8 protein-coding genes are annotated in these 13,204 nt (G+C 72.8%); 3 read left to right on the top strand and 5 right to left on the bottom strand.

The annotated features are described in order from the left end of the window. Positions 1–6: 6 nt before the first annotated feature. Positions 7–2,520: a DEAD/DEAH box helicase gene (locus CCZ36_RS02865; protein WP_069736225.1), complete on the bottom strand. Its 2,514-nt coding sequence runs from the start codon at positions 2,518–2,520 to the stop codon at positions 7–9. Positions 2,521–2,659: 139 nt separating this feature from the next. On the opposite strand from CCZ36_RS02865, the gene CCZ36_RS02860 reads away from it, so the two are divergent. Both CCZ36_RS02860 and CCZ36_RS02855 read left to right on the top strand, forming a co-directional pair. After that, positions 2,660–3,451 carry a metal-dependent hydrolase gene (locus tag CCZ36_RS02860; RefSeq protein WP_069736171.1) on the top strand — a complete coding sequence of 264 codons (792 nt, stop codon included), beginning with the start codon at positions 2,660–2,662 and terminating at the stop codon, positions 3,449–3,451. Between the two features lie 56 nt (positions 3,452–3,507). Continuing rightward, positions 3,508–5,043 carry an ATP-dependent DNA ligase gene (locus CCZ36_RS02855; RefSeq protein WP_069736172.1) on the top strand — a complete coding sequence of 512 codons (1,536 nt, stop codon included), beginning with the start codon at positions 3,508–3,510 and terminating at the stop codon, positions 5,041–5,043. 46 nt (positions 5,044–5,089) lie between these two features. On the opposite strand, the gene CCZ36_RS02850 is transcribed toward CCZ36_RS02855, so the two are convergent. Next, positions 5,090–6,451 (bottom strand): NAD(P)/FAD-dependent oxidoreductase, encoded by a 1,362-nt coding sequence (locus CCZ36_RS02850; protein WP_069742523.1) that lies wholly within the window; start codon positions 6,449–6,451, stop codon positions 5,090–5,092. A 126-nt stretch (positions 6,452–6,577) separates the two neighbouring features. Continuing rightward, on the bottom strand, positions 6,578–7,624 hold the full coding sequence (locus CCZ36_RS02845) for a phosphotransferase (protein ID WP_128816973.1): 1,047 nt from the start codon (positions 7,622–7,624) through the stop codon (positions 6,578–6,580). A gap of 145 nt (positions 7,625–7,769) precedes the next feature. Here CCZ36_RS02845 and CCZ36_RS02840 point away from each other — a divergent pair, with 145 nt between their 5' ends. Further along, positions 7,770–9,332: a fused MFS/spermidine synthase gene (locus tag CCZ36_RS02840; protein ID WP_128816972.1), complete on the top strand. Its 1,563-nt coding sequence runs from the start codon at positions 7,770–7,772 to the stop codon at positions 9,330–9,332. A gap of 122 nt (positions 9,333–9,454) precedes the next feature. Here CCZ36_RS02840 and CCZ36_RS02835 read toward each other — a convergent pair whose 3' ends face one another. Together CCZ36_RS02835 and CCZ36_RS02830 are read right to left on the bottom strand one after the other, a co-directional pair. Then, positions 9,455–11,236: an ABC transporter ATP-binding protein gene (locus tag CCZ36_RS02835; RefSeq protein WP_069736176.1), complete on the bottom strand. Its 1,782-nt coding sequence runs from the start codon at positions 11,234–11,236 to the stop codon at positions 9,455–9,457. After that, on the bottom strand, positions 11,233–13,098 hold the full coding sequence (locus CCZ36_RS02830) for an ABC transporter transmembrane domain-containing protein (protein WP_128816971.1): 1,866 nt from the start codon (positions 13,096–13,098) through the stop codon (positions 11,233–11,235). The genes CCZ36_RS02835 and CCZ36_RS02830 overlap by 4 nt, the downstream gene beginning before the upstream one ends. Positions 13,099–13,204: the final 106 nt, after the last annotated feature.

Below are 13,204 nucleotides of genomic sequence, written 5' to 3'. Positions count from 1 at the left end.
ACCGGTTCACAGCTGGCCGACCTCGGTGACCCGGACGACCGCCCGGCCCTCCTCGTCGGACGCCGCGAGGTCCACCTCGGCCTTGATGCCCCAGTCGTGATCGCCCGCCGGATCGGCGAACGCCTGCCAGACCCGCCACAGCCCGTGCGCCGGGTCCTCCTCGATCTTCAGCAGCTTCGGGCCCCGCGCGTCCGGGCCGGTCCCGATCTCCTCGTGGGCGTCCCAGTACGCGTCCAGGGCCTCGCCCCACGCGTCCTCGTCCCACCCGGATTCGCCGTCCAGCTCGCCCAGGTCACCGGCCCGGTCCAGCGCGGCCAGCTCCACCCGGCGGAACATCGCGTTGCGCACCAGCACCCGGAAGGCGCGCGGGTTCGCCGTGACCGGCTTGACCTCGTCCGCCTTCTCCTGGGCCTCCTCGGCGGTCTCCACCTCCGGGTTGGCCAGCTGCTCCCACTCGTCCAGCAGACTGGAGTCCACCTGACGCACCATCTCGCCCAGCCAGGAGATCAGGTCCTGGAGATCCTCCGACTTCACGTCGTCCGGGATCGTGTGCTCCAGCGCCTTGTACGCGCTCGCCAGATACCGCAGCACGATGCCCTCGGTCCGGGCCAGCTCGTAGTGCGAGGTGAACTCCGTGAACGTCATGGCCCGCTCGTACATGTCCCGGATCACCGACTTCGGCGACACCGGATGGTCGTTCACCCACGGGTGGCTCGTGCGGTACACGTCGTACGCGTGCCACAGCAGCTCGCTCAGCGGCTTGGGGTACGTGACCTCCTGGAGCCGCTCCATCCGCTCCTCGTACTCGACCCCGTCCGCCTTCATCTGCCCCACGGCCTCGCCGCGCGCCTTGTTCTGCTGGGCCGCCAGGATCTGCCGGGGATCGTCCAGCGTCGACTCGACCACCGAGACCATGTCCAGCGCGTAGGACGGCGATTCGGCGTCCAGCAGGTCGAACGCGGCCAGCGCGAACGTGGACAGCGGCTGGTTCAGCGCGAAGTCCTGCTGGAGGTCGACCGTCAGCCGCACGATGCGGCCCTCGGCGTCCGGGGTGTCCAACTGCTCCACCACCCCGCCGTCCAGCAGCGAACGGTAGATGGCGATGGCACGCCGGATGTGCCGCAGCTGCGCCCGGCGCGGCTCGTGGTTGTCCTCCAGCAGATGCCGCATCGCCTCGAACGCGTTGCCCGGGCGGGCGATGACCGCGAGCAGCATCGTGTGGGTGACCCGGAAGCGGGAGGTCAGCGGCTCCGGTTCGGACTGGATCAGCTTGTCGAACGTCGACTCCGACCAGGCGACGAAGCCCTCCGGGGCTTTCTTGCGGACCACCTTGCGCTTCTTCTTCGGGTCGTCGCCCGCCTTCTTCAGCGCCTTCTCGTTCTCGATGACGTGCTCGGGGGCCTGCGCCACGACGAATCCGGCCGTGTCGAACCCGGCCCGCCCGGCCCGGCCCGCGATCTGGTGGAACTCCCGCGCCCGCAGCGTCCGCACCCGGTTCCCGTCGTACTTCGTGAGCGCCGTGAACAGCACCGTACGGATGGGGACGTTGACGCCGACGCCCAGCGTGTCCGTCCCGCAGATCACCTTCAGCAGCCCCGCCTGGGCCAGCTTCTCCACCAGCCGGCGGTACTTCGGCAGCATCCCCGCATGGTGCACCCCGATGCCGTGGCGCACGTAACGGGAGAGGTTCTGGCCGAACTTGGTGGTGAAGCGGAAGCTGCCGATCAGATCGGCGATCTTCTCCTTCTCCTCCTTCGTGCACATGTTGATGCTCATCAGCGACTGCGCCCGCTCGACGGCCGCCGCCTGGGTGAAGTGCACGATGTAGACCGGTGACTGCCGGGTGTCCAGCAGCTCGGTCAGCGTCTCGGTGATCGGCGTGAAGCGGTACTCGTAGCTCAGCGGCACCGGGCGGGTCGCCGAGCGCACCACCGAGGTGGGGCGGCCGGTACGGCGGGTCAGGTCCTTCTCGAACATCGCGACGTCGCCGAGCGTCGCCGACATCAGCACGAACTGCGCCTGCGGCAGCTCCAGCAGCGGGATCTGCCAGGCCCAGCCCCGGTCCGGCTCGGCGTAGAAGTGGAACTCGTCCATCACGACCTGGCCGATGTCGGCGTACTTCCCGTCGCGCAACGCGATGGACGCCAGCACCTCGGCCGTGCAGCAGATCACCGGGGCGTCCGCGTTGACCGAGGCGTCGCCGGTGAGCATGCCGACGTTCTCGGTGCCGAAGAGCTTGCACAGGTCGAAGAACTTCTCCGACACCAGCGCCTTGATCGGCGCCGTGTAGAAGGTGACCTTGTCCTGGGCCAGCGCCGTGAAGTGCGCGCCCGCCGCCACCAGGCTCTTGCCCGAGCCGGTCGGGGTGGACAGGATCACGTTCGCCCCGGAGACCACCTCGATCAGCGCCTCCTCCTGAGCCGGGTACATCGTGATGCCCTGGCTCTCGGTCCATGAGGAGAAGGCCTCGAAGAGGGCGTCCGGGTCGGCGGTCTGGGGAAGCTGGTCGATGAGGGTCACGCCCCCCATCTTGCCTGTCTTCCGCCCGGATGAGGGAACCGGCGGACGGCACGAAGATCACGGACGATACGCTGCGGACTCAACCTGCCCGCGCCGCACCGGTGATGGGCGCACGAAGCCACTGGGGGCGGGACAGACCATGATGGGACCGGCACACTCTCTGTCAGGGGCAGCGGCCTGGCTGGGGGTGGGCGCGGCGGCCGCCGCCGCGGGCCACACGATGCCCTGGCCCGTCCTCGTCGTCGGGGCGCTCATCTGCGCGGGAGCCGCGCTCGCCCCCGACCTCGACCACAAGTCCGCGACCATCTCGCGCGCCTTCGGCCCGATCTCCAAAACCCTCTGCGAGATCGTCGACAAGCTCTCCTACGCCGTTTACAAGGCCACCAAGAGCGCCGGGGACCCCCGCAGGACCGGCGGACACCGCACCCTCACCCACACCTGGCTGTGGGCCGTCCTCATCGGCGGCGGCTGCTCCGTGGCCGCCATCACCGGCGGCCGCTGGGCCGTCCTCGTGATCCTCTTCGTCCACCTCGTGCTCGCCGTCGAGGGCCTGCTGTGGCGGGCCGCCCGCGTCTCCAGCGACGTCCTGGTGTGGCTGCTCGGCGCGACCAGCGCGTGGATCCTCGCGGGCGTCCTGGACAAGCCCGGCCACGGCGCCGACTGGCTGTTCGACGCCCCCGGCCAGGAGTACCTCTGGCTCGGCCTGCCGATCGTGCTGGGCGCCCTCGTCCACGACATCGGCGACGCCCTGACCGTCTCGGGCTGCCCGATCCTGTGGCCCATCCCGATCGGCCGCAAGCGCTGGTACCCGATCGGCCCGCCGAAGGCCATGCGCTTCCGGGCCGGCAGCTGGGTGGAGATGAAGGTGCTGATGCCCGCCTTCATGGTCCTCGGAGGAGTCGGCGGGGCCGCCGCCCTCAACTACATATGACGCACCGGGCGCGCGGCGCGCGGGCGGCGCGCTCCGCCCCGTAGCACCATGGGCGCATGCTGCTCGCAGAGCTCGCCCAGGTGTCCCTGGAGGTCGCCGCCACCTCCGCCCGGTCCAAGAAGGTGGCACTCCTCGCCGGACTCTTCCGGGACGCCGGACCCGAGGACGTCCCCGTCGTCATCCCGTACCTCGCCGGCCGGCTGCCCCAGGGCCGGATCGGGGTGGGGTGGCGCTCCCTCGGCGACCCGGTGGAGCCCGCGGCGGAACCCACCCTGACCGTCGCCGGCGTCGACGCCGAGCTGACCGCCCTCGCCGCCCTCTCGGGACCCGGCTCCCAGGCCCGGCGCAAGGAACACCTCCGCGCCCTCTTCGCCGCCGCCACCGAGGACGAACAGCGCTTCCTGCGGGCCCTGCTCACCGGCGAGGTACGCCAGGGGGCCCTGGACGCCCTCGCCGCCGACGCCCTGGCCCGCGCCGCCGACGCCCCGCCCGCCGACGTCCGGCGCGCCGTGATGCTCGCCGGATCGCTCCAGGAGGTCGCCGGGGTCCTCCTCGCGGACGGGCCCGAGGCGCTCGCCGCCTTCCGGCTCACGGTCGGGCGGCCGGTCCAGCCGATGCTGGCGCACACCGCCGCCTCGGTCGGCGAGGCCCTCGACAGACTCGGCGCGTGCGCGGTCGAGGAGAAACTCGACGGGATCCGGGTGCAGGTCCACCGGGACGGCGACCGGATCCGCGCCTACACCCGGACCCTCGACGACATCACCGACCGGCTGCCCGAGCTGACCGCCGCCGTCGCCGCGCTTCCGGCCGGCCGCTTCATCCTGGACGGCGAGGTGATCGCCCTGGGGGAGGACGGCAGACCCCGCCCCTTCCAGGAGACCGCCTCCCGGGTGGGCTCCCGGCGGGACGTGGCGGAGGCGGCGGCGCAGGTACCCGTCGTCCCGGTCTTCTTCGACGCACTGCTCGTCGACGACGAGGACCTGCTCGACCTGCCCTTCACCGACCGCCACGCCGCCCTGGCCCGGCTCCTCCCCGAGGACCTGCGGGTCCGCCGCACCCTCGTCCCCGACGCGGAGGACCCGGGGGCCCGCGCGGCGGCCGACGCGTTCCTCGCCGACACCCTGGAACGCGGCCACGAGGGCGTCGTCGTCAAGGACCTCGCCGCCGCCTACAGCGCGGGCCGCCGGGGCGCGTCCTGGCTGAAGGTGAAGCCCGTGCACACCCTGGACCTGGTGGTGCTGGCCGTGGAGTGGGGCAGCGGCCGGCGCACCGGCAAGCTCTCCAACCTGCACCTGGGCGCACGCCGCCCCGACGGTACGTTCGCGATGCTCGGCAAGACCTTCAAGGGGCTCACGGACGCCCTGCTGGAGTGGCAGACCGAGAAGCTGGGCGAGCTGGCCACCGACGACGACGGCCACGTCGTCACCGTACGCCCGGAACTCGTCGTCGAGATCGCCTACGACGGACTTCAGCGCTCCACCCGCTACCCCGCGGGCGTCACCCTTCGCTTCGCCCGCGTCCTGCGCTACCGCGACGACAAGACCGCCCAGGAGGCGGACACCGTGGAGACGGTGCTGTCCCGGCAGCCGTGAGCGCGCCCCCGTCCTGCAGGGGCGCGCTCCTACAGGGGCCGGCGGCTCAGTGCTTGATGACCGTCGCCGCCGTGTGCTCCTTGATCTGCTCGGGCGTCAGATACACGTCCGTGTACTCGAAGTCCCGCAGCGTCGCCGGCTTGCGCGACTGGAACCCGGTCCGTACGAAATCGTCACCGGCGACCGCGTTCAGCATCCAGTTCGTCATGACCCGGGTCTTCGCCACGTTCGTCCGCAGCGCCGACCAGTGGTAGCCCCGGGCCACCGCCTGCGCGGGCAGCCCGTGCAGCTCGATGCCCAGCGGCTTGGACACGGCGTCCTTGCCGCCGAGGTCCACGACGAGTCCCAGATCCTTGTGCACGTAGTCCTTGAGCGGCTCGTGGCGCAGCGAGGCGATCAGATTGTCCGCCAGCACCCGGCCCTGACGCATCGCGTGCTGTGCGGTGGGCGGGCAGACCGCCCCGTCGCCCTTCGCCAGATCGGGCACCGCGGCCGCGTCGCCGAGCGAGAACACCCCGTCCGAGCCCGGCAGTTTCATCTGCGGGGTCACGGCGAGCCGGCCGCGTACCGTCTCCGCGCCGAGCGTGGCGACCAGCGGACTCGCGGCCACCCCGGCGGTCCAGATCAGCGTCCGGCAGGGCAGCACCCGGCCGTCGGTGAACGTGACCTCCTCCGGACCCGCCTCCGCGATCGACACCCCGAGCGACACCTCGATGTTCCGCTTGCGAAGCACCTCCAGCGCGGCCTGTCCCAGTTTGTCGCCGAGCTCCGGCATCAGTTTGGGCGCGATGTCGATCAGATGCCATTTGATCAGGCGCGGGTCCAGCCGCGGATAGTGCTTCACCGCGTTGGTCGTCAGACGCTGGAGACAGGCGGCGGTCTCCGTGCCGGCGTAACCGCCGCCGACCACCACGAACTGGAGCCGGGAGGCCCGCTCGGCCTCGTCGTGGCTGGCGTCCGCCAGGTCGAGCTGGGCGATGACGTGATCGCGTACGTACGCGGCCTCGGCCAGCGTCTTCATCCCCCGGGCGTTGTCCAGCAGCCCGGGAATGTCGAAGGTACGGGTGACGCTGCCCGCCGCCAGCACGAGGTAGTCGTACGGCTCGTTCACGATCTCGTCCGTGATCTTCCGGATCACACACACCTTCGCCTGCGTGTCCACGCCGATCGCCCCGCCCGGCACGATCCTGGTCCGGTGGCGGCGGCTGCGGCGCAGCGACACCGCCACGGACTGCGGCGTGAGCACCCCGGAGGCGACCTGGGGGAGCAGTGGCAGATACAGCTGGTAGGAGAATGGCGTGACGAGCGTGATCTGGGCCTCGCCCGGAGCGAGCCTGCGCTCCAGACGGCGTACGCACTCGACGCCTGCGAAGCCGGCGCCGACGACGAGAATCCTTGGTGGTGCCACGGTCTGCGTCCCTTCTCGGGCTTGCGTGGTTCTGCGCTCGCCTGCCCCGTTTACCGGGTGATTCACCCCTCATCCTCACCGGAGGCTCCGGCATCCGCCTCCTGACAGGGGTGAAACGGGGCCCGGTCAGAGGGGTGGGGCCGCCGCCAGCTCCCGCAGCCAGTACGCGCCCTCGGCGTCCCCGGCCACGGCCGGACCCCCCGGCGGTACGGGGAACATCCGCCCCCACGAGGCGGCCCGGCCGAGCGCCGCCAGCCGCCACGCCAGGCTCACCGCACGGCGCAGCCCGGCCGCCGTGACGCCCCCGCCGGTCCACGGCTCCAGATACGCGTCCCGCAGCCGGGGCAGCACGTCGGGGCCACAGCGCTCACGGGCCGCACGGGCGGGCACCAGCAGGCTGCAGAACGGATGCCCGACCAGGGCGTCGCCCCAGTCGAAGAAGGCGTACCGCCCGGACACGGGTGCGAACAACTGCTTCTCGTGCAGATCGGCGTGGTCCAGCGAGTCCGCCACCCCCGACGACGCCAGCTCCTCGCACCAGTCGGCCACCCGGGGCCGCAGCGCCTCCAGCGTCACCCGGTCCTCCCGGCTCAGCGCGGCGTTGCCCGCGACCAGCCGGTCGAACAGCGCGGGCAGGTCGCGCGGCCTGGCCGCCGGAACCCCCAGCGCCTCGATCGCCTCCGCGTACGGGGTCAGCTCCCGCTGCATCGCGGCGTACTGGCGCAGCGGCTCCTCCCAGTACCGGGGGTCAGGGGAGCCGGGACGCCCGTCGAGGACCTCCGACAGCACCGGACCGCCGTCCGGGGTCAGCGTCCAGCCCCGTGCGGCCGCGACGGCGAGCGGGGCCGGCACCCGGGCCGGGACCCAGCGCGCCAGCGCCTCGGTGAGCCCCGCCTCGAACGCCGCGGCGGGCGGAACGGCCTTGAACCACACGGGCGCGGGCCCGGCGACGGTCAGCCGCACCAGCACCGACCAGGGACGCAGCCGCACCGCCCGGGGGCCCGCCTCCGCCAGCCCGTGCGCGGCGAGGCCCTCGGTCACCCAGGCGAGAGCCTCCGCCCGCCAGACCGGGTCCTCCCAGGGCGTCACGGCGTCCGGGAAGCGCCCCCGGTCCACGGTCGTGGTCACGGCCTCCGGGGCCGCGTCGAACACGGTCTTCTCGTCTCTGCGCATCCGATCATGGGATCACCGGCCCCGACGCGGGCGCACCGCAATTTCCGGGAACACCCGTTCCTGTCCCGCCCGGATGGGCGGGCCCTTCCCTCCGGCCCCTGGAACAGGGGGAGTTCGGCCGCCCGCCCCGTGCGAGGATGCTGCGGTGACCACCTCGCCCTCCTCGCCCGTGGCCGACGGCTCTCCCGTGGGCGACGCCCCGCCCCGCGACCAGGGGCTGGGCTCCCGTGCCGCCGCGGTCCTCGTGTTCGGGTCCTCGGCCGCGGTCCTCGTGGTCGAGATCGTCGCCCTGCGGCTGCTGGCCCCGTACCTCGGTCTCACCCTGGAGACCAGCACGCTGGTGATCGGCATCGCGCTGACCGCCATCGCCCTGGGCTCCTGGCTCGGCGGGCGCATCGCGGACCAGGTCGACCCGCACCGGCTCATCGCCCCCGCGCTCGGGGTGTCGGGCGTGGTCGTCGCGCTCACCCCGCTTCTGCTCCGTACCACCGCCGAGTGGTCTCCCGCGCTGCTCCTGCTGGTCGCGTCGGCGACCCTCCTGGTGCCGGGCGCACTGCTCTCCGCGGTGACCCCGTTCGTGACGAAGCTGCGGCTCACCAGCCTCGCCGAGACCGGGACGGTCGTCGGGCGGCTGTCGGGCGTCGGCACCTTCGGCGCCATCGTCGGCACCGTGCTCACCGGATTCGTCCTGGTCACCCGGCTGCCCGTCAGCTCCATCCTGATCGGCCTCGGCACACTGCTGGTGCTCGGGGCGGCCCTCGTCGGATGGCGGGCCCGGCGGTGGCGGCGCGCCACGGCCGTGGCCCTCGCCACCGTCGTCGCGGGCACCCTCGCCACCGGATTCGCCCCCGGCGGCTGCGACGCGGAGACCCGCTACCACTGCGCCCGGATCGTCGCGGACCCCGAGCGGGACAGCGGCCGCACACTCGTCCTGGACGGTCTGCGCCACTCCTACGTGGACATCGAGGACCCGGCGTACCTGAAGTTCGCCTACGTACGCGCCTTCGCGTCCGTGGTCGACACCGCCTTCCCCGAGGGCGACCCGCTGACCGCCCACCACATCGGGGGCGGCGGTCTCACCTTCCCCCGCTACCTCGCGGCCACCCGCCCCGGAACCCGCAGTCTCGTCTCCGAGATCGACCCCGGGGTCGTCCGCATCGACCGCGACCGGCTCGGCCTCGGCACCCCTGCCGCGACCGGCATCGACGTACGCGTGGAGGACGGGCGCCTCGGTCTGCGGCGGCTCGCCGCGGGCAGCCACGACCTGGTCGTCGGCGACGCCTTCGGGGGCGTCAGCGCGCCCTGGCACCTCACGACGTCCCAGGCGCTCGAGGACGTACGCCGGGCGCTCGACACGGACGGTCTGTACGTCACCAACCTCATCGACCACGGCCGGCTCGCCTTCGCCCGCGCCGAGGTCGCCACCCTCGCCGCGACCTTCCGGCATGTCGCGCTGCTCGGGCAGCCCGCGGACATCGGCCTGGACCCCACCGCTCCGGGCGTCGGCGGCAACATGGTGGTCGTCGCCTCCGCCCGGCCGCTCGACACCCCCGCCATCCAGGAGGCCATGGACGCCCGGGACGTCGGCTGGAGGATCGCCACCGGCCAGACCCTCACCGCCTGGACGGGGAAGGCCCGGGTGCTCACCGACGACCACGCGCCCGTCGACCAGCTCCTCCAGCCCCACCCCGTCCCGGCAGCCCGGTGATCTCCCGACGGCTCGGTCACGCCCGGACAGCCGGGTGACATCCAGGACCGGCCGGTGACGCCGGACGGCCCGGTGAGCCCCCGCCGTTCGGGCGGGCCACCGGGCCGTTCCACCGTGATGCCTCACCCGTGCCAGGACCGCCACAGCGACGCGTACGCGCCACCCGCCGCCACCAGCTCGTCATGGCTGCCCAGTTCGCTGATCCGGCCGTCCTCCACGACCGCGATCACATCCGCGTCGTGGGCGGTGTGCAGCCGGTGCGCGATCGCCACCACCGTGCGGCCCTCCAACACCCGGGCCAGGGAACGCTCCAGATGGCGGGCGGCCCGCGGGTCCAGCAGCGAGGTCGCCTCGTCCAGCACCAGCGTGTGCGGATCGGCGAGCACCAGCCGGGCCAGCGCGATCTGCTGCGCCTGTGCCGGGGTGAGCGCGAACCCGCCCGAACCGACCTCGGTGTCCAGCCCCTTCTCCAGCGCCTTCGCCCAGCCGTCCGCGTCGACCGCGGCCAGCGACGCCCACAGCTCCGCGTCCTTGGCCCCCTCACGGGCAAGGAGCAGATTGTCCCGGAGCGAACCGACGAAGACATGGTGCTCCTGGTTGACCAGGGCCACATGCTCACGGACCCGCTCCGCCGTCATCCGCGACAACTCGGCCCCGCCGAGCGTCACCTCACCGGTGCGCGGGGCGTAGATCCCCGCCAGCAGCCGGCCCAGCGTCGACTTGCCCGCGCCGGACGGGCCGACCAGGGCGAGCCGGGTGCCCGGAGCCACGTCGAGCGACACCTTGTGCAGGACGTCGACGCCCTCCCGGTACCCGAAGCGGACCTCGTCCGCCCGTACGTCCCGGCCTTCCGGGCCGACCTCGGCGTCGCCCGCGTCCGGCTCGATGTCCCGGACGCCGACCAGCCGCGCCAGCGACACCTGGGCGACCTGGAGCTCGTCGTACCAGCGCAGGATCAGACCGATCGGGTCGACCATCATCTGGGCCAGCAGCGCCCCCGTCGTCAGCTGCCCGACCGTCAGCCACCCCTCCAGCACGAACCAGCCGCCGAGCAGCAGGACCGCGCCGAGGATCGTCACGTACGTCGCGTTGATGACGGGGAAGAGCACCGAGCGCAGGAAGAGGGTGTACCGCTCCCACGCGGTCCACTCGGAGATCCGCCGGTCCGACAGCGCCACCCGGCGGTCGCCGAGGCGGTGCGCCTCCACGGTCCGCCCCGCGTCCACGGTCTCCGCGAGCATCGCGGCGACGGCGGCGTAACCGGCGGCCTCCGAGCGGTACGCGGAGGGGGCCCGGCGGAAGTACCAGCGGCAGCCCACGATCAGCACCGGCAGCGCGATCAGCACGGCCAGCGCCAGCGGGGGAGCGGTCACCGTCAGCGCGCCGAGCAGCAGACCCGCCCACACGACGCCGATCGCCAACTGCGGCACGGCCTCGCGCATCGCGTTCGCCAGCCGGTCGATGTCCGTGGTGATCCGGGACAGCAGATCGCCCGTCCCTGCCCGCTCCAGCACACCGGGCGGCAGCCCGACGGACCGGACGAGAAAGTCCTCGCGCAGATCCGCGAGCATCTCCTCGCCCAGCATCGCGCCGCGCAGCCGCATGGAGCGGGTGAACACGACCTGGACGACCAGCGCCACCGCGAAGATCGCGGCCGTACGCTCCAGACGCAGGTCGGTGACCCCGGCCGAGAGGTCCTCGACCAGACCGCCCAGCAGGTACGGTCCCGTGATCGAGGCGACCACCGCCACCGCGTTGACCGTGATCAGGACGGTGAACGCCCTGCGGTGCCGGCGCAGCAGACTCCGTACGTAACTCCGCACGGTCGTCGGTGTGCCCACGGGCAGTGTCGTCGCCGACTCCGGGGCCGCGGGGTCGTACGCCGGGGGTGCGACGCCGATCATGCCCTCTCCTCGATTTCCTCGATGCTCTTCATGGCGGGGACGTCGTCGCTCCGCACGGTGGAGCCGTCGCCGATGCCGTTCACCGCGTTCGCGGCGGCCGTCTCGTCGTCGGTCTCGCGGGTGACGACCGCCCGGTAGCGCGGTTCGGTGCGCAGCAGGTCGCGGTGGTTCCCCACGGCGACGACCGTGCCCTCGTGGACGAGGACCACCCGGTCGGCGGCGTCGAGCAGCAGCGGCGACGAGGCGAACGTCACCGTCGTACGCCCCTGGCGCAGCTTCGCGATCCCGGCGGCGACCCGTGCCTCGGTGTGCGAGTCGACCGCGGAGGTCGGCTCGTCCAGCACCAGCGCCTCCGGGTCGGTGACCAGGGACCGGGCCAGCGCGAGGCGCTGGCGCTGACCGCCGGACAGGGACCGGCCGCGCTCGGTGATCCGGGTCCGCATCGGGTCCCCGTCGTCGTCGGGGGACGCCTGGGCCAGGGCGCTCAGCACATCACCGCACTGGGCCGCCTCCAGCGCCGCGTCCGCGGTGACCAGGCCCGAGGACGGGACGTCCAGCAGCTCCCGGAGCGTGCCGGACAGCAGCACCGGGTCCTTGTCCTGGACCAGGACCGCGGCCCGTGCGGCGTCCAGCGGGATCTCGTCCAGGGCGACCCCGCCGAGCAGCACCGACGGGGGCGCCGCGGCAGCCTTGTCGTCCTCCTCGCCGGTCTCCGCGTGCCCGCCGAGCCGTTCGGCCAGCCGGCCCGCCTCGTCCGGGTCGCCGCAGACCACGGCGGTGAACCGCCCGCGCGGGGCCATCAGCCCGGTCGCCGGGTCGTACAGATCGCCGGTGGGCGTCACGCCCTCCACCGTGGCCTCCTGCGCACTGCGGTGCAGCGACAGCACCCGCACCGCACGCTGGGCGGACGGCCGCGAGAAGGAGTACGCCATGGCGATCTCCTCGAAGTGACGCAGGGGGAACAGCATCAGGGTGGCCGCGCTGTAGACCGTGACGAGCTGGCCGACGTCGATGCGGCCGTCCCGGGCGAGCGTCGCCCCGTACCAGACCAGGGAGATCAGCAGGACCCCCGGCAGCAGCACCTGCACCGCCGAGATCAGCGCCCACATCCGGGCCGAGCGCACGGCCGCGCGGCGGACCTCCTGGGAGGCGCGGCGGTAGCGGCCGAGGAACAGCTCCTCGCCGCCGATACCGCGCAGCACCCGCAGCCCGGCGACGGTGTCCGAGGCCAGCTCGGTGGCCTTGCCCGCCTTCTCGCGCTGCTCGTCGGCGCGGCGGGTGGCGCGTGGCAGCAACGGCAGCACGGCCAGGGCCAGCACCGGCATGGCGAGCGCCACCATCAGCCCGAGGGACGGGAGGTAGACCGCCAGGCCGACGCAGATCACCACGAGGGCGGTGGCCGCGGCGGCGAACCGGGAGAGCGCCTCCACGAACCAGCCGATCTTCTCCACGTCACCGGTCGACACGGCCACGACCTCACCGGCCGCGACCCGGCGGGTCAGCGCGGAACCCAGCTCGGCGGTCTTGCGGGCGAGCAGCTGCTGGACCCGCGCGGCGGCGGTGATCCAGTTGGTCACGGCGGTCCGGTGGAGCATGGTGTCGCCGACGGCGATCAGCACGCCGAGGGCCACGATGAGGCCGCCCGCCAGGGCGAGCCGACCACCGGAGCGGTCGATGACGGCCTGGACGGCGAGCCCCACGGTGACCGGCAGACCGGCGATGCCGAGCTGGTGCAGCAGCCCCCAGGAGAGGGACTTGAGCTGCCCGCCGAGCTGATTGCGCCCGAGCCAGAACAGGAAGCGAGGGCCCGAACGTACATCGGGGTCGCCGGGATCCGAATACGGAAGGTCGCGAATCTGCATGACGTCCCAGGGCTCGTGAAACGGAGGTCCGGACGGACCTCGAAGACGGGGTGACGTGCAAGGCTCCCTGTTCGTCCCGTTCCGGGGCAACCGGTTTTTCTCGGTC

Source organism: Streptomyces sp. S063, from assembly GCF_002832675.1.
GTDB classification, from domain to species: Bacteria; Actinomycetota; Actinomycetes; order Streptomycetales; family Streptomycetaceae; genus Streptomyces; species Streptomyces sindenensis.
This window is presented reverse-complemented; position numbering and strand designations above follow the sequence as displayed.